Origin of the sequence: Flavonifractor plautii ATCC 29863, from assembly GCF_000239295.1 — a bacterium.
In the GTDB taxonomy this organism is placed as follows: domain Bacteria; phylum Bacillota; class Clostridia; order Oscillospirales; family Oscillospiraceae; genus Flavonifractor; species Flavonifractor plautii.
In genome coordinates this window covers 1-19,425 of sequence record NZ_JH417856.1, presented here as the reverse complement: position 1 = coordinate 19,425, position 19,425 = coordinate 1, and the positions used below count along the sequence as shown (strand labels likewise).

Below are 19,425 nucleotides of genomic sequence, written 5' to 3'. Positions count from 1 at the left end.
GGTGCCCCGGGCCTTTCACAGTGGGATCAGACTTCAGCGGACTCGGAGAGGACCGCCGCCTCGGCGGGGGCCTCCTCCTCGGGAACCGCCTCCTCGCCGCTCTGGGCGGTGCCCTCGTCGTCCACCTTGTCGTACTTGCGGTAGACGGACAGGCCGGAGCCGGCGGGAATCAGCTTGCCGATGATGACGTTCTCCTTCAGGCCCAGCAGGTGGTCCACCTTGCCCTGAATAGCGGCCTCGGTGAGCACCTTGGTGGTCTCCTGGAAGGAGGCGGCGGACAGGAAGGAGTCGGTGGCCAGAGAGGCCTTGGTGATGCCCATCAGCAGGCGGGTGCAGGTGGGCAGCTTGAGCTCGAGGCCGTCGTTGGTCTCGCCGGCGTCGATGCGCTTCTGCACGGCCTCCTTGGCATCCTCAAAGCGGATGAGATCGACGGTGGAACCGCTGAGCAGATCGGAATCGCCCGCGTCCTCCACCCGCACCTTGCGCATCATCTGGCGGCAGATGACCTCGATGTGCTTGTCGTTGATGTCAACGCCCTGCTGGCGGTAGGGCTTCTGAACCTCCTGGATGAGGTAGTCGTACACGGCGTGGACGCCGCGCACCCGGAGGACGTCCTGGGGGTAGAGGGCACCCTCGGTGAGGGCGAAGCCCTTCTCCACAGTGTCGCCGTCCTTCACCCGCAGGCCCGCGTAGGGCAGGGCGTAGGAGACCACCTCGCCGTCGTTGGCGGTGATGGTGACGTTGCAGATGGCGTTGCGCTTGGCCTCCTCCAGAGTGACCCGGCCGCTGATCTCGGCCAACTGGGCCATCTTCTTGGGCTTGCGGGACTCGAACAGCTCCTCAACACGGGGAAGACCCTGGGTGATGTCGCCGCCGGCGACGCCGCCGGTGTGGAAGGTACGCATGGTGAGCTGGGTGCCCGGCTCGCCGATGGACTGGGCGGCGATGATGCCCACGGCCTCGCCCTCACCCACGGGCTCGCCAATGGCCAGGTTGATGCCATAGCACTTGGAACAAACGCCACTGCGGGCGCGACAGGTGAGCACGCTGCGGATCTTCACGGAGTGGATGCCGTGGTCCTCCAGCAGCTTGGCGTGGTCGGCGGTCATCATGGTGTGGTGTTCGATGAGCACCTCGCCGGTCTGGGGATCGCAGATATCCTCCACCGGGTAACGGCCCTTGAGCCGCTCGCCGAAGGTCTCGATCACCTGGCCGTTCTCCACGATCTCGCTGACGGTGATGCCGTCGTCGGTGCCGCAGTCGTGCTCGCGGATGATGACCTCCTGGGACACGTCCACCAGACGGCGGGTCAGGTAACCCGAGTCGGCGGTACGCAGAGCCGTATCGGCCATGCCCTTTCGGGCGCCTCTGGAGGAGATGAAGTACTCCAGCACGGACAGGCCCTCACGGAAGTTGGACTTGATGGGGATCTCGATGGTGCGGCCGGAGGTGTCGGCCATCAGGCCGCGCATGCCGGCCAACTGGCGGATCTGGGCGGAGGAACCACGGGCGCCGGAGTCCGCCATCATCCAGATGGGGTTGTAGCGGTCCAGGCCGGCCATCAGGGCGTCGGTCACGTCCTTGGAGGTCTTTTCCCAGGCCTCGACCACCAGGCGGTAACGCTCCTCATTGGTGAGGAAGCCGCGCTTGTACTGCCGCTCGATCTTGACGATCTCCTTCTCGGTATCGGCGATCAGGCCATACTTCTTCTCGGGGATGGTCATGTCGTAGATGGAGACGGTGAGGGAGCCGCGGGTGGAGAACTTGTAGCCCCGGTTCTTGATGGTGTCCAGCACATGGGCAGACACGGTGAAGCCGTGCTTGACGATGCACTTGTCGATGATCTTGCCAAGCTGCTTCTTGCCCACGATGAAGTTGACCTCGGGGTCGAACATCTGCTCGGGGTCGCTGCGGTCCACGAAGCCCAGATCCTGGGGGATGCCCTCGTTGAAGAGCAGGCGTCCCACGGTGGTGCGCACCAGCTTGTGGCGGACAACGCCGTCCACCTCCGCCTCCCGGCGGACCAGGATGGGCACGTGGAGCTCCAGCTCGCCCTCGTCGTAGGCCAGGCGGGCCTCGATGTCGTTGGAGAAGACGTGGAGCACCTCGCGGGGCAGCGCGCCGTCCTCGGTCTCGGCGCAGATGCCGGCATAGGTGGGAATATCATCCAGGGAGCCGGGGTTCTTCACCCAGACATAGGAGTCGGGGGTGATGGCGCCCGCGGCCAGGGCGGCCTTCACCGCCGCCACGTCGTCGTAGGTCTCCTCGGCGGTGTGCTCGGGATACTTCTCATAGGTCAGGTAGTAGGAGCCGAGCACCATGTCCTGGGTGGGCACGGTGACGGGGCCGCCGTCCTGGGGCCGCAGCAGGTTGTTGGCCGAGAGCATGAGCACCCGGGCCTCGGTCTGGGCCTCGGCGGACAGGGGCACGTGGACGGCCATCTGGTCGCCGTCGAAGTCGGCGTTGAAGGCGGTACACACCAGGGGGTGCAGCTTGATGGCGCGGCCCTCCACGAGCACGGGCTCGAAGGCCTGGATGCCCAGGCGGTGCAGGGTGGGGGCGCGGTTGAGCATGACGGGGTGGTCCTTGATGACAAACTCCAGGGCGTCCCACACCTCGGCCTTGCCCTTGTCCACCATCTTCTTGGCGGACTTGATGTTGTTGGCCAGGCCGTCCTCCACAAGCTTTTTCATCACGAAGGGGCGGAAGAGCTCGATGGCCATCTCCTTGGGCAGGCCGCACTGGTAGATTTTCAGCTCGGGGCCGACCACGATGACGGAACGGCCGGAGTAGTCCACGCGCTTGCCCAGCAGGTTCTGGCGGAAGCGGCCCTGCTTGCCCTTGAGCATGTCGGACAGGCTCTTGAGGGCGCGGTTGTTGGCGCCGGTGACGGCGCGGCCCCGGCGGCCATTGTCGATGAGGGCGTCCACCGCCTCCTGGAGCATCCGCTTCTCGTTGCGCACGATGATGTCGGGGGCGTTGAGCTGGATCAAACGCTTCAGGCGGTTGTTGCGGTTGATCACCCGGCGGTACAGGTCGTTCAGATCGGAGGTGGCGAAGCGGCCGCCGTCCAGCTGCACCATGGGGCGCAGCTCGGGGGGGATCACCGGCAGCACGTCGATGATCATCCACTCGGGCTTGTTGCCGGAGATACGGAAGGCGTCCACCACCTCCAGGCGCTTGACAATGCGGGCCTTCTTCTGGCCGGAGGCGTCCTTCAGCTCGGCGCGGAGCTGGTTGGACAGCTCCTCCAGATCAATGTCCTGGAGCAGCTTCTTCACGGCCTCGGCACCCATGCCGGCCTCGAAGTCGTCCTCGTACTTCTCCCGCATGTCGCGGTACTCCTTCTCGGAGAGGATCTGGTTCTTGGCCAGGGGGGAGAAGCCGGGGTCAGTGACAATATAGCTGGCGAAGTAGAGCACCTTCTCCAGAATACGGGGGCTGATGTCCAACAGCAGGCCCATGCGGGAGGGGATGCCCTTGAAATACCAGATGTGGCTCACCGGGGCGGCCAGCTCGATGTGGCCCATGCGCTCACGGCGCACCTTGGCACGGGTGACCTCCACGCCGCAGCGGTCGCAGATCTTGCCCTTGTAGCGGATCTTTTTGTACTTGCCGCAGTGGCACTCCCAGTCCTTGGTGGGGCCAAAGATCCGCTCGCAGAACAGACCGTCCCGCTCCGGCTTGAGGGTGCGGTAGTTGATGGTCTCCGGCTTCTTGACCTCGCCGTAGGACCACTCGCGGATCTGCTCCGGGGAGGCGATGCCGATCTGGATGGCGTCGAATTCAGCGTAACTCATATCTTTGCTCGTCCTCCCTTAATTAGTCCATATCCTCATCGGAATAGTCATCCGAGAAGTCGTCGCTGTCGTCCAGCTCCTCTGCGTCCGCGGCGGCCAGGTCGTCGTCGTCGCTGCCCTCCTTGAGGGTGTAGCCCGCGGCGGCGAAGTCGGACTCCCCGCCGGCGTCGTAGCCGTAGTAGTCGTCGTCCTCGTCGCGGAACTTGCCGGGCTGGTAGTTGTCCTCGTCGTCGTCCTTCAGCTCGATCTCCGCGCCCTGGTCGTCCAGCACCTTGATGTCCAGGCACAGAGACTGCAGCTCCTTGACCAGGACCTTGAAGGACTCGGGCACGCCGGGCTTGGGCACGTTGTGGCCCTTGACGATGGACTCGTAGGTGCGCACGCGGCCGGTGACATCGTCGGACTTGACGGTGAGGATCTCCTGCAGGGTGTAGGCCGCGCCGTAGGCCTCCAGGGCCCACACCTCCATCTCGCCGAAGCGCTGGCCGCCAAACTGGGCCTTGCCGCCCAGGGGCTGCTGGGTGACCAGGGAGTAGGGGCCGGTGGAGCGGGCGTGGATCTTGTCGTCCACCAGGTGGTGGAGCTTGAGGAAGTAGACGTAGCCCACGGTGACGGGGTTGTCAAACCGCTCGCCGGTGCGGCCGTCGTACAGCCAGCTCTTGCCGTCGGGGCGCAGGCCGGCCATCTTCAGGGTCTCGGCGATGTCCTTCTCGTCGGCGCCGTTGAAGACGGGGGTGGCCACCTTCCAGCCCAGGGTCTTGGCCGCGTAGCCCAGGTGGACCTCCAGCACCTGGCCGATGTTCATACGGGAGGGCACGCCCAGGGGGTTCAGCACGATGTCCAGGGGGGTGCCGTCGGGCAGGAAGGGCATATCCTCCTGGGGCAGGATGCGGGACACGACGCCCTTGTTGCCGTGGCGGCCGGCCATCTTGTCGCCCACGGAGATCTTGCGCTTCTGGGCGATGTAGACGCGCACCACCATGTTCACGCCGGGGGAGAGCTCATCGCCCGCCTCGCGGGTGAAGACCTTCACGTCCACGATGATGCCGCTCTCGCCGTGGGGCACCTTCAGGGAGGTGTCGCGCACCTCGCGGGCCTTCTCGCCGAAGATGGCGCGGAGCAGCCGCTCCTCGGCGGTGAGGTCGGTTTCGCCCTTGGGGGTGACCTTGCCAACCAGAATGTCGCCGGCGCGCACCTCGGCGCCCACGCGGATGATGCCCCGCTCATCCAGATCCTTCAGGGCGTCCTCGCCCACGTTGGGGATGTCACGGGTGATCTCCTCGGGGCCCAGCTTGGTGTCGCGGCTCTCGGTCTCGTACTCCTCGATGTGGATGGAGGTGAACACGTCCTCCTTCACCATGCGCTCGTTGAGCAGGATGGCGTCCTCGTAGTTGTAGCCCTCCCAGGTCATGAAGCCCATGAGGATGTTCTTGCCCAGGGCGATCTCGCCGTTGTTGGTGGAGGGGCCGTCCACAATGACCTCGCCCTTCTCCACCCGCTGGCCGGCGTCCACGATGGGGCGCTGGTTGATGCAGGTGCCGTGGTTGGAGCGCAGGTACTTGGTGAGCCGGTAGTCCTCCACGCGGCCGTCGTCGTAGCGGACGGAGACGGAGTCGGCGGCCACCTTGGTGACCACGCCGTCGTCCTCAGCCAGGATGGCCACCTCGGAGTCGATGCAGTTCTTGTGCTCCTGGCCGGTGGCCACGATGGGAGCCTGGGTGGTCAGCAGGGGCACGGCCTGACGCTGCATGTTGGCGCCCATCAGGGCGCGGTTGGCGTCGTCGTTCTCCAGGAAGGGGATCTGGGCGGTGGCGATGGAGAACATCATCTTGGGGGAGATGTCCATATAGTCCACCTGATCCCGGTCCACGTCGATGATCTCGTTGCGGTGGCGGCAGGTGATACGGTCGTGCACCAGGCAGCCGTTCTCGTCCAGCGGCTCGGTGGCCTGGGCGATGGTGTACTGGTCCTCCACGTCGGCGGTCATATAGTCCACCTGGTCGGTGACGTGGCCGGTGGCTTTATCCACCTTGCGGTAGGGGGCCTCGATGAAGCCGTAGCGGTTGATGCGGGCATAGGAGGCCAGATAGGAGATCAGGCCGATGTTGGGACCTTCGGGAGTCTCGATGGGGCAGAGGCGGCCGTAGTGGGAGTAGTGGACGTCGCGCACGTCGAAGGAGGCGCGGTCACGGGACAGGCCGCCGGGGCCCAGGGCGGACATACGGCGCTTGTGGGTCAGCTCGGCCAGGGGGTTGGTCTGGTCCATGAACTGGCTCAGGGGGGAGGAGCCGAAGAACTCCTTAATGGCGGCGGTGACGGGGCGGATGTTGATGAGGCTCTGGGGGGTGACGATGTCCAGATCCTGGATGGTCATGCGCTCCCGGATCACCCGCTCCATGCGGGAGAAGCCGATGCGGAACTGGTTCTGGAGCAGCTCGCCCACGCAGCGCAGGCGGCGGTTGCCCAGGTGGTCGATGTCGTCGGCGGAGCCCACCCCGTGGGCCAGGCAGTTGAGGTAGTTGATGGACGCCATGATGTCGTCCACGATGATGTGCTTGGGAATGAGGTCGTCGATGCGCTCCTTCACGGCCTCCTTGAGCTCCTCGCCGGTGTAATTCTGGAGCAGCTCCTGGAGCACGGTGAAGCGTACCTTCTCACTGACGCCGCACTCCTCCGGATCAAAGTCCACGAACTTGGACATATCCACCATGTGATTGGAGAATACTTTGATCTGCACGCCGTCGAGCTCCAGTACAACCTCGTTGACGCCCTTGTCGTCCAGCTCGTGGGCCCGCTCACGGGTGAGCACCTCGCCGGGCTCGGCGATGATCTCGCCGGTCATGGGGTCGGCCACGGGGGCGGCCAGGGTCTGATTCACCAGGCGGGTCCAGATCGACAGCTTCTTGTTGAACTTGTAGCGGCCCACGGCGGACAGGTCGTAGCGCCGGGGGTCGAAGAACAGGGCGTTGAGCAGGCTCTCGGCGGAGTCCACCGTGGGGGGCTCGCCGGGGCGCAGCTTGCGGTAGATCTCCAGCAGCGCGTCCTCATAGGTTTTGCAGGCGTCCTTCTCCAGGGTGGCAACGATGCGGGGATCCTCACCGAACAGCTCGAGGATCTCGGGGTCGGTCTTGGGGCCCACCGCACGGATCAGGCAGGTGATGGGCAGCTTGCGGTTCTTGTCGATGCGCACGTAGAAGGCGTCGTTCAGGTCGGTCTCATACTCCAGCCAGGCGCCCCGGTAGGGGATGACGGTGGTGGCGTAGGTGATGCCGCCGGCCTTGTCCTCGGTGTGGGAGTAATAGATGCCGGGGGAGCGGACGATCTGGGAGACGATGACGCGCTCGGCGCCGTTGATGACGAAGGTGCCGGCCTTGGTCATCAGGGGGAAGTCGCCCATGAAGATCTCCTGCTCCTTGATCTCCTCGGTCTCCTTGTTGCGCAGGCGCACCCGCACCTTGATGGGCGCGGCGTACGTGGCGTCCCGGGCCTTGCACTCCTCCACGCTGTACTTGGGGGGCTCATCCATGGAGTAGTCGATGAAGGAGAGCTCCAGGTTGCCCGCGTAGTCGGTGATCGAGGCCACATCCTTGAAGACCTCCCGCAGTCCCGTGTCCAGGAACCACTGATAGGAGTTCTTCTGCACCTCCAGGAGGTTGGGCATGTCCAGGATTTCTTCATGGCGGGCAAAGCTCTTGCGGAGGGTCTTGCCGTAGTAGACGTCCTTGACCATCGTAGAAAAAACACCTCGTTTTCTTTGTTTGGGGAGCGTTGGGCGGCAGCGCTCTCCGGTTTCCATCGGCTGTCTTCCGTCAAACCCGACAAAGCGCGGCGGGGAAGAAGGAAGTACACGCTCGGCTGTGTGGACAAAAAAGAAACAAATCCTCTTGCGCTTTCCCGCCCCGCATGCTAAACTGTATCCAAGCTGGGAAAAAATCGGGAAAACTGGATTGGAAGATAAGAGCATTTCAGTATACCATGAAAAGGGAACAAAAGTCAATTGTTTTATCCGTCGAATCTGGAGAAATCCAGATTTTTTTATATTCTCATGAACAGAAGGGGAGAGCAGGCATGCTGGAGCGGTTTCTGGATCAGATTGGCGAGGTACTCCGCCTCTGCGAGGATACGGACGGAATTCTGGTGGTCAACCGGGAGGGGATCATCGAATACCACCGGATTCCGCTGAACAGCTACTGGTGCTCCCAGGACACGGTGGGGCGGCACATTCTGGAGCTCTATCCGGAGCTGGACGGGGAGAGCAGCACCATCCTTACCGCCCTGCGGACGGGCCGGGCCAGCTACAACGTTCTCCAGGACATCAACAACCACCGGGGGGAGCGGGTGCTGCTGGAGTCCACCACCATCCCCATCGTGGTGGACGGCCGGGTGGAGTGCGTGGTGGACTCGTCCAAGTACCACACCATTGACCAGCGGGTGATCCGTGGCGGGGAGGGCGGCGGCCTGTCCACCCTGGACCGGATGCTCACGGAAGACCCGGCCATGTTGGCCCTCAAGAGCCGCATCCGGGACGTGGCCGGGCTGGACTCGTCGGTGCTCATCTATGGTGAGACGGGAACGGGCAAGGAGCTGGTGGCCGAGTCGCTCCACAGCGAGGGCGGCCGGGCGGGACCTTTTGTCTCTCAAAACTGTGCGGCCATCCCGGCCACCCTGCTGGAGAGCCTGTTTTTTGGCACGGAAAAGGGAAGCTACACCGGCGCCCTCACCCGCAAGGGGCTGCTGGAGGAGGCGGACGGCGGCACCCTGTTCCTGGACGAGATCAACTCCATGGACCCGGCCCTCCAGGCCAAGCTGCTCAAGGTGCTGGAGGAGAAGAAAGTGCGCCGTCTGGGGGGCAGCCGGGACATCCCCTTCGACGTGCGGATCGTGGCGGCGGTAAACGAGAAGCCTCAGAAGCTCATCCGGGAGGGGCGCCTGCGGGAGGATCTGTACTACCGCCTGGGGGTGATTCGCCTGACTCTCCCGCCCCTGCGGGAGCGGCTGTGCGACATCGGCCCGCTTGCGGACTACTTTATCGAGCACTATAACCGGAAGCTGCACCGGAGGGTGCGGGGGCTGAGCGAGCGGGCCCTCCGGCTGCTCCGGGGCTATGCGTGGCCGGGCAATGTGCGGGAGCTGAAAAACGCCATCGAGGGGGCGGTGGCCGTCGCCCGGGGGGAGCGCCTCACCGTGGAGGACATGGAGGAGATCCTGGCCGGGCGGCTGGGCGGCCTGAACCGGCCGCCGGAGCTGCCGGAGGCCCTGCGCCTGGAGGAGAGCTTTTCCCTCCCCCGGGCGCTGGACTCCTACGAGCGGGAGCTGCTTAGCCGGGCTATGCAGCAGGCCGGCTCCATCTCCCAGGCAGCCCGCCTGCTGGGCCTGTCCCGGCAGAATTTGAAGTACAAGCTGAAAAAATTTGACCTGTAAAAAATCTTGCGCCGCAAAATATTTTCCCCCTGAAAAAGGGCCCGAGAGCCGGAGGTATGTCCTATAATACCGGCCCTCGGGTCCTTTTTTGGGCATTAGGGTGAGCTGGCATCCCGTTTGCAAAGTTAAGTGCACGAAACTTGCCGCAGGCGGAAAGGAAGGCTGATATGCGGAGACTTTGGTACAACGGAACGGTTGCCTCGATGGACGGCGCCATGCGCCGCTATGAGGCGGTGGGCGCGGAGGACGGCAGACTGACCTTTTTGGGGAGCGTTCAGGAGGCTCTGGCGCAGGCGTGGGATGAGACGAGGGATTTACAGGGTGCCATGGTGCTGCCCGGCTTCACCGATTCCCACATGCACCTGCTCCACTACGCCATGATTCAGAAAAACCTCTCCCTGTTTGGTGTGGCGTCCATCGGGGAGATCATAGAACGGGGGCGGGCCCGGATTGAGCGGGACCACCCATCCTACCTGATCGGCATGGGCTGGAATCAAGAGACCATGGCGGAGGGGCGCCTGGTGACGCGGGAGGATCTGGACCGCATCTCCACCGATATCCCGGTGTGTATGCTGCGGACCTGCCTGCACATCGGGGCCTGCAACTCCGTAATGCTGGAGCGCATCCGCGCGCTGGAGGATGTGGCGCCCGAGGTGCTGGCCCTGGTGGACTTTTCCAACGGCATTCTGCGGGAGGATGCCGCCCGCCTGTATATGAAGGTGCTCCCCCAGGCGGATGACGCCTATGTAAAGGAGCTGATCCGGCTGGGCCAGCGGGATCTGAACGCGGCGGGCATTACCTGTGTCAATTCCGACGATCTGAAGGCCATTGCCGGAGTGGACCCTATCCGATTGATCGGCATCTTCCGGGAGATGGAGGCGGACGGAGAACTGACGGTGCGGGTCTACGAGCAGTGCCTGGTGGAGCCCGAGGACTTTGAGCGGCTCCAGGCGGTGCGCAGCGATCCAGCCGACCGGGAGAGCCTCTTCCGCACCGGCCCCCGCAAGCTGCTCCAGGACGGCTCCCTGGGGGCCAAGTCGGCGGAGATGATTGACGGCTACCTGGACGAGCCGGACAACCACGGCATCCCTATCTACACCGAGGAAGAGCTGTGCAGCCGGATTCGCGCGGCCCATACCGCCCATATGGACGTGGCGGTGCATGCCATCGGCGACCTAGCCTTCCGCAAGGTGTGCGACGCCATCGAGCGGGTGGAGCGGGAGGAGCCCTGGCCGGACCACCGCCACGGCATCGTCCACGCCCAGACTACCACCCCCGCCCTGCTGGAGCGGATGAAGGCCCTGGGCCTCCAGGCGTACATCCAGCCCATCTTCATTGACGCCGACATGAACATCATCGCCGAGCGGGTGGGGGAGGCCCACGCGAAGGAGTGCTACAACTGGAAGGCCATGGAGGATCTGGGCATCCGGGTCAGCGGCGGCTCCGACTGCCCGGTGGAGCCCTTCAACGTGTTGGACAACCTGCGCGCCGCCGTCACCCGGCAGAACCGGGCGGGCACCAGGGTCTACCTGCCCGAGCAGGCCCTCACCGTGGAGCAGGCGGTGCGCCTGTTCACCTCCGATGCCGCCTGGGCCAGCCGGGATGAGGCCGTCCGCGGCACCCTGGAGCTGGGCAAGCAGGCCGACCTTGTGGTGCTGGACCGGGATCTGTTTAAAATCTCTCACCAAGACTTTAATCGGGTTAAGGTTTTGGAGACGGTGTTAAATGGTGTGACAGTCTATCGGGCGGAAACGCTGTAGTCCGTTCACAGCTTAGATCATAGGCAACGAAACAACGGGGAGGAAGCACTATGAAGAAGAAATCCTTCTGGAAGGATACCGTGATTGTAGGTTTGGCGCTGTTTTCCACCATGTTTGGTGCCGGAAACCTGATATTCCCGCCGCAAATTGGCCTGTTCAGCGGACAGGAGTGGTTCCTAGGTGCTATGGGCCTGCTGCTGGGTGGCATCGTTCTGCCAGTTATGGCTCTCTGGGCGGTTAATAACGTCGGAGAGGGCTCTGAGGACCTAATGGGCCACGTGTCTCCGTGGTGTTATAACGCGTTTTATCTGGTGAGCTGTACACTGATCGCCATGGGCTCTACCTTACCCAAGAGTGCCGCTACCACTTATGAAATCGGAATTCAGCCGCTTTTCCCGCAGGTGCCCAACTGGGCAGTTATCATTGTGTTCTTTGTTTTGGTCTACTTTTTTGCCTGTGACCGGGAGTCGGTGATCGACAAGCTGGGGAAATATATGACGCCTATCCTACTGGTGCTTCTGGCAATTGTCCTTATCAAGGGTGTGGTGACGCCGGTAGGGGAGCCAGTGGATACCGGGATCGGAAACCCCTTTGGGGATGCCATGCTGACGGCCTATAATACAGGCGATCTGACGGTCGGCATCATGTTTGCAAGCGTCATCCTGGGTGATCTCCGCCGCCGAGGCTATGACGGAAAGGAGAGCCGAAGAGGCGGATTTATGGCGGGTATCGTCTGCATTATCGCCCTGTTTGCTGTTTATGGTACTCTGACCTACATTGGCGCCACGGCTAGCGGTATCTATGCCCAGGATACTGCCCAGACTGCGCTGCTCTCTGGTGTCATTCGGCAAATCATGGGGACTGCCGGGCTGGCTTGTATGGGCGGCGCGGTAGCCATGGCCTGTCTGACGACTGCGGTCGGCATTGGAACCACAGTTGTCTCATTTATTTATGAATTTCTAAAAAAGAGAGTGCCCTACAAGCTGCTGATGCTGATAGCCTGCATCATCGGAGTTTTCATGGGGATCACCGGAGTACAGAATATCGTGAACTATGTTACACCAATTTTCCTGGTGATCTATCCGGTCTGCATTGTTATGACCATCTTGGGACTGCTGGACCGCTTTCTGCCGAACGACGGTTTCTACAAGGGCGGCGTTTTGATGGCGGGGATTGTGAGCCTGGGGGACGCGGTGCTTAGTGTGGCGCCTGACATTGGCTGGTTGAAGGACCTGATGAGTATGTTCCCGCTCTCCGATTTGGGCTTTGCGTGGCTGGCTCCAGCCGTTATAGGCGCAGTAGTGGGAGCCCTTCTGTGCAGGGGAAAGGAAAAATATCAGGCCATGGGCGACCCAATTGCAGAGGAAATTGCAAAAAACGAATGATTGAATAGTGCCAGGGGAGCGGCGGAGGGGGGAAGCCCCTCCGCCGCTCTGGCGGTTCTGACTGGAAACGGGCCGGAAAGCTTTGCAAAATCTAGTGATTTTCTGATTGACTTTAGAATTCGCATATGGTAAAATTCTAAATCGCGCAGGTATGCCTGCCAAAAGGGGATACGCGGCAGAAAAGCCAGACGGCCCTGCAAATCAAGCGATGGGAGGCAGACCGCATGCTGACGGAACTCAAGCAGGGCTCCAAGGTGGTCGGCGTCAAGCAGACCAAGCGGGCCGTCAATGATGGGAAAGCCGCCCGGGTTTTTCTGGCAGAGGATGCCGATCCCAGGGTGACCGCCCCGGTGGAGGCCCTGTGCGCAGAAAAACAGATTCCGGTGGAGCGGGTTCCCCAGATGAAGGAACTGGGCTCCGCATGCGGTATCGCCGTGCCCAGCGCGGTGGCCGCGCTGCTGCACTGATTTTAGCGAAACGGAATAATTTTCATCCGTTTCGTTAAAATATATTCTTTAGAAACCAAGAAAGGAGGAAAACCATGCCTACGTTTAACCAGCTCGTCCGCAAGGGACGCGAGGCCGCGACCTACAAGTCCACCGCTCCCGCCATGCAGAAGGGCCTGAACACCCTGCAGAACCGCATGACCGACCTGCCTTCTCCCCAGAAGAGAGGTGTGTGCACCGCGGTTCGTACCGCCACCCCCAAGAAGCCGAACTCCGCTCTGCGTAAGATCGCCCGTGTGCGTCTGACCAACGGGATGGAGGTCACCGCCTATATCCCCGGTGTCGGTCACAACCTGCAGGAGCACTCCGTGGTCATGATCCGCGGCGGCCGTGTCAAGGACCTGCCCGGCGTGCGTTACCACATCATCCGCGGCACTCTGGATGCCCAGGGCGTTGCCAACCGCATGCAGGCCCGTTCCAAGTACGGCGCGAAGCGGCCCAAGGCCGGCAAGAAGTAATTTTTCTCCGTAAAAATTCTTCTGAAAACCCAATAAGAGACTTTATGCGCAAACGCGCAAGGCAGTTGTCCTTGCGGAAGCGCTTACCTATATATAATAGGGGGCGTTTTCTGTGGGGCACTGGACAAGCAGGCACTTGTCTTACACGGGGGCTTTTCTGAAAAGCCTTCGAGTACCTATGAAATCATACTATGAAGGAGGGAAGCAAAGTGCCCAGAAGAGGAAACGTACCCAAGCGGGAGGTTCTGCCCGATCCGATTTACAACTCCGTCCTGGTGACCAAGCTGGTCAACAGCATCATGCTGGACGGCAAGAAGGGTGTGGCCCAGAAGGTCGTCTACGGTGCTTTCGACATCATCAAGGAGAAGACCGAGAAGGACCCCCTGGACGTGTTCACCACCGCTCTGGAGAACATCATGCCGTCCCTGGAGGTCAAGGCCCGCCGCGTGGGCGGCGCCACCTACCAGGTGCCCATCGAGGTTCGCCCCGAGCGCCGTCAGACCCTTGGTCTGCGGTGGCTGACCAACTACTCCCGCGCCCGCAGCGAGAAGACCATGAAGGAGCGGCTGGCCGGCGAGATCATGGATGCCGCCAACAACCTCGGCTCCGCGGTCAAGAAGCGCGAGGACACCCACAAGATGGCCGAGTCCAACAAGGCCTTCGCGCACTATCGCTGGTAATAAGGAGTTAGAGTATGCCTAGGAAAGTTACCTTAGAGAATACCAGAAACATCGGTATCATGGCCCATATCGATGCCGGTAAGACCACCACCACCGAGCGTATCCTCTACTACACCGGCGTCAACTACAAGATCGGTGAGACCCATGACGGCACCGCCACCATGGACTGGATGGCTCAGGAGCAGGAGCGCGGCATCACCATCACTTCCGCGGCTACCACCTGCTATTGGAAGGGGTCCAAGGACCAGTTCCCCCAGACCCGCATCAACATCATCGACACTCCAGGCCACGTGGACTTCACCGTGGAGGTGGAGCGCTCCCTGCGCGTGCTGGACGGCTCCGTGACCGTCATGTGTGCCAAGGGCGGCGTCGAGCCCCAGTCTGAGACCGTGTGGCGCCAGGCCGACCACTACAAGGTCCCCCGCATGATTTACGTCAATAAGATGGACATCATGGGCGCGGACTTCTACAACGTGCTCAACATGATCCACGACCGGCTCAAGTGCAACGCGGTGCCCATCCAGCTCCCCATCGGTTCCGAGGATACCTTCAAGGGCATCATCGACCTGGTGGAGATGGATGCCGACATCTACTACGACGAGCTGGGCAAGGACATGCGCGTGGAGGAGATCCCCGCCGATATGCTGGAGCTGGCCCAGGAGTACCGCACCAAGCTCATCGACGCCTGTGCTGACATCGACGATGAGATCATGGAGCTGGCCCTGGAGGAGAAGCCCATCCCCGAGGATATGATCCGCCGTGCCCTGCGCAAGGGCACCATCGAGAACCTGCTGGTTCCCGTGACCTGCGGTACCTCTTACCGCAACAAGGGCGTCCAGAAGCTGCTGGATGCCATCGTGGACTTCATGCCCTCCCCGCTGGACATCCCGGCCATCAAGGGTGTGAACCCCGACACCGACGAGGAGGACGAGCGTCCCGCCGACGACAACGCGCCCTTCTCCGCCCTGGCCTTTAAGATTATGACCGACCCCTACGTGGGCCGCCTGTCCTTCTTCCGTGTGTACTCCGGCAAGCTCACCACCGGTTCCTCCGTGCTCAACAGCACCAAGAACCAGAAGGAGCGCATCGGCCGCATCCTGCAGATGCATGCCAACCACCGGGAGGACATCGAGGAGGTCTTCTCCGGCGACATCGCCGCCGCCGTGGGCCTGAAGAACACCACCACCGGCGATACCCTGTGCGATGATAATCACCCCATCATCCTGGAGTCCATGGAGTTCCCTGACCCTGTCATCCGCGTGGCAATCGAGCCCAAGACCAAGGCTGGTCAGGAGAAGATGGGCCTGGCGCTGGTAAAGCTGGCTGAAGAGGACCCCACCTTCCGTACCTGGACCGACGAGGAGACCGGCCAGACCATTATCGCCGGCATGGGCGAGCTCCACCTGGAGATCATCGTCGACCGTCTGCTCCGCGAGTTCAAGGTGGAGGCCAACGTGGGCGCACCCCAGGTCGCCTACAAGGAGACCATCAAGAAGTCGGTCGAGCAGGATACCAAGTATGCCCGCCAGTCTGGCGGTAAGGGCCAGTACGGCCACGTCCGCATCACCGTGGAGCCCAATGAGCCCGGCAAGGGCTATGAGTTCCTCAACGAGATTACCGGCGGCGTTATCCCCAAGGAGTATATCCCTGCGGTGGACGCCGGTATCCAGGGCGCCATGCAGGCGGGTGTTCTGGCCGGTTACCCTGTTGTGGATGTGAAGGTCCACCTGACCTTCGGCTCCTACCACGAGGTCGACTCCTCCGAAATGGCGTTTAAGATCGCCGGCTCCATGGCGTTCAAGGAGGCCTGCCGCAAGGCGGACGCCATCCTGCTGGAGCCCGTGATGAAGGTTTCCGTCATCGTACCCGACGAGTATCTGGGCAACGTCATCGGCGACCTGACCAGCCGCCGCGGCATGATTCAGGGCCAGGAGAGCCGTCCCGGCGCCACTCAGGTGGATGCCCTGGTGCCCCTGGCCAGCATGTTCGGCTACGCCACTGACCTACGCTCCTCCACCCAGGGCCGCGGCCAGTACTCCATGGAGCCCCACAGCTATGTGGAGATCCCCAAGAGCATCGCCGAGAAGATTATCGCGGAGCGGGGCCGCAAGGACGATTAATTTCTGTCCTTTGGCATTTCTCGCAACAAGGGTATTGCATTTTATTCTGCAATGCTATACAATATTTTCGCATTATTGTGGAAATAAGAACCATCTTACTATCAGAATTTAAGGAGGAACATCCAAATGGCTAAGGCTAAATTTGAGCGTACCAAGCCCCATGTCAACATCGGCACCATCGGCCACGTTGACCACGGCAAGACCACTCTGACCGCCGCTATCACCAAGTATCTGGCTCTGAAGGGCCAGGCTCAGTACGAGGATTACTCCAGCATCGACAAGGCTCCCGAGGAGCGTGAGCGCGGCATCACCATCAACACCGCCCACGTGGAGTACGAGACCGATGCCCGTCACTATGCCCACGTTGACTGCCCGGGCCACGCCGACTATATCAAGAACATGATCACCGGTGCTGCTCAGATGGACGGCGCCATCCTGGTTATCGCCGCCACCGATGGCCCCATGGCTCAGACCAAGGAGCACATCCTGCTGGCCCGTCAGGTGGGCGTGCCCGCCATCGTCGTGTTCCTGAACAAGTGCGATCAGGTGGACGACGAGGAGCTGCTGGAGCTGGTCGAGATGGAGGTCCGCGAGACCCTGTCCAAGTACGAGTTCCCCGGCGACGATATCCCCATCATCAAGGGCTCCGCTCTGAACGCCCTGACCTGCGAGGGCGGTGTGGACGATCCCGACTTCGCCTGCATCAAGGAGCTGATGGATGCCGTCGACAGCTATATCCCCACTCCTGACCGTAAGGCGGATCAGCCCTTCCTGATGCCCGTCGAGGACGTGTTCACCATCACTGGCCGCGGCACCGTCGCTACCGGCCGTGTGGAGCGCGGTACCATCAAGATGAACGAGGAAGTCGAGATCGTTGGCCTGACCGACGAGAAGAAGAAGACCGTCGTCACCGGCATCGAGATGTTCCGCAAGCTGCTGGACTTTGCTGAGGCCGGCGACAACATCGGCACCCTGCTGCGCGGCGTCGCCAAGACCGACATCGAGCGTGGCCAGGTTCTGTGTAAGCCCGGCTCCATTCACCCCCACACCAAGTTTGTGGGCCAGGTGTACGTTCTGAGCAAGGACGAGGGCGGCCGTCACACCCCCTTCTTTAACAACTACCGTCCTCAGTTCTACTTCCGTACCACTGACGTTACCGGCGTCATCACCCTGCCCGAGGGCACCGAGATGTGCATGCCCGGCGATAACGTTGACATGAAGGTGGAGCTGATCACCCCCATCGCCATCGAGAAGGGCCTGCGTTTTGCTATCCGTGAGGGTGGCCGTACCGTGGGTTCCGGCGTCGTTATCGACATCGAGGAGTAATCTCACTCCAGCTTTCTCGCAGGAGGGTGACCGCCCGAGGGAAAAGCGTCGTTATCGACATCGAGGAGTCATTGATGCTCCCTTGGAAAATCCCCGCCATAAGGCGGGGATTTTCTTTTGCCGCAGTGCGGCCGCCCGGCCCCCATCTGCGGTGGGGCGCGCCGGGAGACGCGTGCAGGGTTTTGCCCAAAGGACAAAACCTTGACGCAGGCGGAATTCATTTCCGCCGAGCAAGCAAAATGAACAGGGTTCCCACAGAATCGGAGCTTCTGTGGAATGGCCGCACCGTGGCAAACGCGTCGTCATCGGCATTGAGGAGGTAATATTTCCCGAGCTTTTCCACAGGAGGGTGAGCACCGGCGGAAAAGCCTTGTTATCCACCTTGTGAAGTTCTTCTTCATTTCAGCAGAAAGCCTGCCGATCGGCAGGCTTTCTGCTTTTTAAAAAGCTGCTTTATCCAGAAATTTTTTAAGGAAAAGGGACGAGCTGAGTGGACAGTCCCCTTTTTTTATGGTACAACAGGAAGTGGAAAGGGGCGTGCCAGACATGCAGAGCATATTGACCAACCTGGGAGCCGTCACCCCGGACGAGGCAGAGGAGACCTTACAGACGGTGACCGACTTTCTGAAAGGGCTGAATCTGGAGAAGCTCATCACCCTGCTGCTCCTTCTGGCAGGCTGCCTTGTGGTCATGAAGCTGGTTCTCCGGCTGACCGACCGGGCTTTCCTCCGCCTGGAGCTGGAGCGGAGCCTGCATACCTTCATCCATGCGGCCCTGCGGGTTATTTTGTGGATGATTACCCTGTGTATCGTTCTGGACTACGTGGGAGTGCCCATGACTAGCCTGGTGGCGGTGCTCAGCGTCATTGGACTGGCGGTGTCTCTGGCCATCCAGGGCACTCTGTCCAACCTGGCCGGCGGCATCCAGGTGCTGCTCTCCAAGCCCTTCAAGGCGGGGGACTATGTGGAGGCCGGCGGCATCTCCGGTACGGTGATGGAGGTCGGGCTGGCCTATACCAAGCTGTGCACGGTGGACAACAAGGTGATCTCCGTACCCAACGGACAGATTTCCGGGGAAAAGATCATCAACTACAGCACGGAAGAGCGGAGGAGAGTAGATCTCACCTTCAACGCCTCTTATGACAGCCCGCTCCAGCAGGTGACCGGCGTTCTGCGGGCAGTCGTGGCCGCGCACCCCATGGCCCTGGCCGAGCCGGAGCCCTTTGTGCGGGTCAATGCCTACCGGGACAGCAGCATTGAGTATGTGGTCCGGGTGTGGTGCGCCACGGGGGATTACTGGACGCTGTACTACGACCTGTTGGAGCAGGTTAAGGAGGCTTTTGACCGGAACGGCATTGAGATGACCTACAACCATCTGAACGTCCACCTGATGGAGCGGGAGAGGAGCGAGCCGTGAGCGATAATGTGGAGGTCGGCCGCGGTTTAAACCGAATTTTTATCGGGCAGCTTCTTGTGATTGTGGCCATGATTTTGGCCATAATTCCCCCGGCCGGACTGTTTGCGGTTGTGGCGGCGCTGGTTCTGCCCATGATGGGGCTGTATCAGGCGGGCCGGGTGGATAAGGGCTATCACACGGCCTTTGTGCTCTCTGTTGTGGCCCGGGTGTCGGGGCTGCTGTGCAGGTTGATCGGGGTCCCGGATCTGCTCGGTTATATCCTCGAATTCGCGGTGGTCTACCTGGTCTGCACCAAGACCGCCAGACGGTTGGAGGCGGAAGGGGACTTGTCCACGGCAGCCCGGGGGCGGTTTGTGTGGAAACTCGATGCGGCCTGCCTGGCGGTCACGATCCTCTCCGGCCTCCTTGTGCCAATCATGGGCGAGAGGCTGGTTGGCCTCCTGCTGGTTACACTGGTCGCTGCGCTGGCGAACGCCGTCTTCTATATGACCTTCCTTTATCGGGCCTCCAAGAGACTCCAGGAGTGAATGGAAAGCGCGGCGCGAGAGCGCCG

At 61.8% G+C, this 19,425-nt stretch carries 13 protein-coding genes; 11 read left to right on the top strand and 2 right to left on the bottom strand.

Annotation, left to right across the window (positions count from 1 at the left end; translation table 11 throughout):
* Positions 1–26: 26 nt before the first annotated feature.
* Complete coding sequence (gene rpoC, locus HMPREF0372_RS18340; RefSeq protein ID WP_007495858.1) at positions 27–3,800, bottom strand: DNA-directed RNA polymerase subunit beta'; 3,774 nt, start codon at positions 3,798–3,800, stop codon at positions 27–29.
* Between the two features lie 22 nt (positions 3,801–3,822).
* Positions 3,823–7,530 carry a DNA-directed RNA polymerase subunit beta gene (rpoB, locus tag HMPREF0372_RS18335; protein WP_007495856.1) on the bottom strand — a complete coding sequence of 1,236 codons (3,708 nt, stop codon included), beginning with the start codon at positions 7,528–7,530 and terminating at the stop codon, positions 3,823–3,825.
* On the opposite strand from rpoB, the gene HMPREF0372_RS20235 reads away from it, so the two are divergent.
* From HMPREF0372_RS20235 to HMPREF0372_RS18285, 11 genes are all read left to right on the top strand, one after another.
* Complete coding sequence (locus HMPREF0372_RS20235; RefSeq protein ID WP_169314521.1) at positions 7,523–7,849, top strand: hypothetical protein; 327 nt, start codon at positions 7,523–7,525, stop codon at positions 7,847–7,849. The genes rpoB and HMPREF0372_RS20235 overlap by 8 nt on opposite strands.
* A 19-nt stretch (positions 7,850–7,868) precedes the next feature.
* Positions 7,869–9,221, top strand: coding sequence for a sigma-54 interaction domain-containing protein (locus HMPREF0372_RS18330; protein WP_039998058.1), 1,353 nt, complete (start codon positions 7,869–7,871; stop codon positions 9,219–9,221).
* A gap of 167 nt (positions 9,222–9,388) precedes the next feature.
* The gene (locus HMPREF0372_RS18325) at positions 9,389–10,981 is read left to right on the top strand and encodes an amidohydrolase (RefSeq protein WP_039998056.1); all 1,593 of its coding nucleotides are present in this window, start codon (positions 9,389–9,391) and stop codon (positions 10,979–10,981) included.
* A gap of 50 nt (positions 10,982–11,031) precedes the next feature.
* Positions 11,032–12,366 (top strand): branched-chain amino acid transport system II carrier protein, encoded by a 1,335-nt coding sequence (locus HMPREF0372_RS18320; RefSeq protein ID WP_007495849.1) that lies wholly within the window; start codon positions 11,032–11,034, stop codon positions 12,364–12,366.
* Between the two features lie 224 nt (positions 12,367–12,590).
* On the top strand, positions 12,591–12,833 hold the full coding sequence (locus tag HMPREF0372_RS18315; protein ID WP_007495846.1) for a ribosomal L7Ae/L30e/S12e/Gadd45 family protein: 243 nt from the start codon (positions 12,591–12,593) through the stop codon (positions 12,831–12,833).
* Between the two features lie 74 nt (positions 12,834–12,907).
* Complete coding sequence (rpsL, locus tag HMPREF0372_RS18310) at positions 12,908–13,330, top strand: 30S ribosomal protein S12 (RefSeq protein ID WP_007495843.1); 423 nt, start codon at positions 12,908–12,910, stop codon at positions 13,328–13,330.
* A gap of 209 nt (positions 13,331–13,539) precedes the next feature.
* Positions 13,540–14,010 carry a 30S ribosomal protein S7 gene (gene rpsG / locus HMPREF0372_RS18305; RefSeq protein WP_009259261.1) on the top strand — a complete coding sequence of 157 codons (471 nt, stop codon included), beginning with the start codon at positions 13,540–13,542 and terminating at the stop codon, positions 14,008–14,010.
* 14 nt (positions 14,011–14,024) lie between these two features.
* Positions 14,025–16,130: an elongation factor G gene (gene fusA, locus HMPREF0372_RS18300; RefSeq protein ID WP_007495839.1), complete on the top strand. Its 2,106-nt coding sequence runs from the start codon at positions 14,025–14,027 to the stop codon at positions 16,128–16,130.
* A gap of 126 nt (positions 16,131–16,256) precedes the next feature.
* Complete coding sequence (gene tuf, locus HMPREF0372_RS18295; RefSeq protein ID WP_007495837.1) at positions 16,257–17,456, top strand: elongation factor Tu; 1,200 nt, start codon at positions 16,257–16,259, stop codon at positions 17,454–17,456.
* 546 nt (positions 17,457–18,002) lie between these two features.
* On the top strand, positions 18,003–18,872 hold the full coding sequence (locus tag HMPREF0372_RS18290) for a mechanosensitive ion channel family protein (RefSeq protein ID WP_050810517.1): 870 nt from the start codon (positions 18,003–18,005) through the stop codon (positions 18,870–18,872).
* Positions 18,869–19,399 carry a hypothetical protein gene (locus HMPREF0372_RS18285; protein ID WP_007495830.1) on the top strand — a complete coding sequence of 177 codons (531 nt, stop codon included), beginning with the start codon at positions 18,869–18,871 and terminating at the stop codon, positions 19,397–19,399. Before HMPREF0372_RS18290 ends, HMPREF0372_RS18285 begins: the two co-directional genes overlap by 4 nt.
* Positions 19,400–19,425 lie beyond the last annotated feature (26 nt).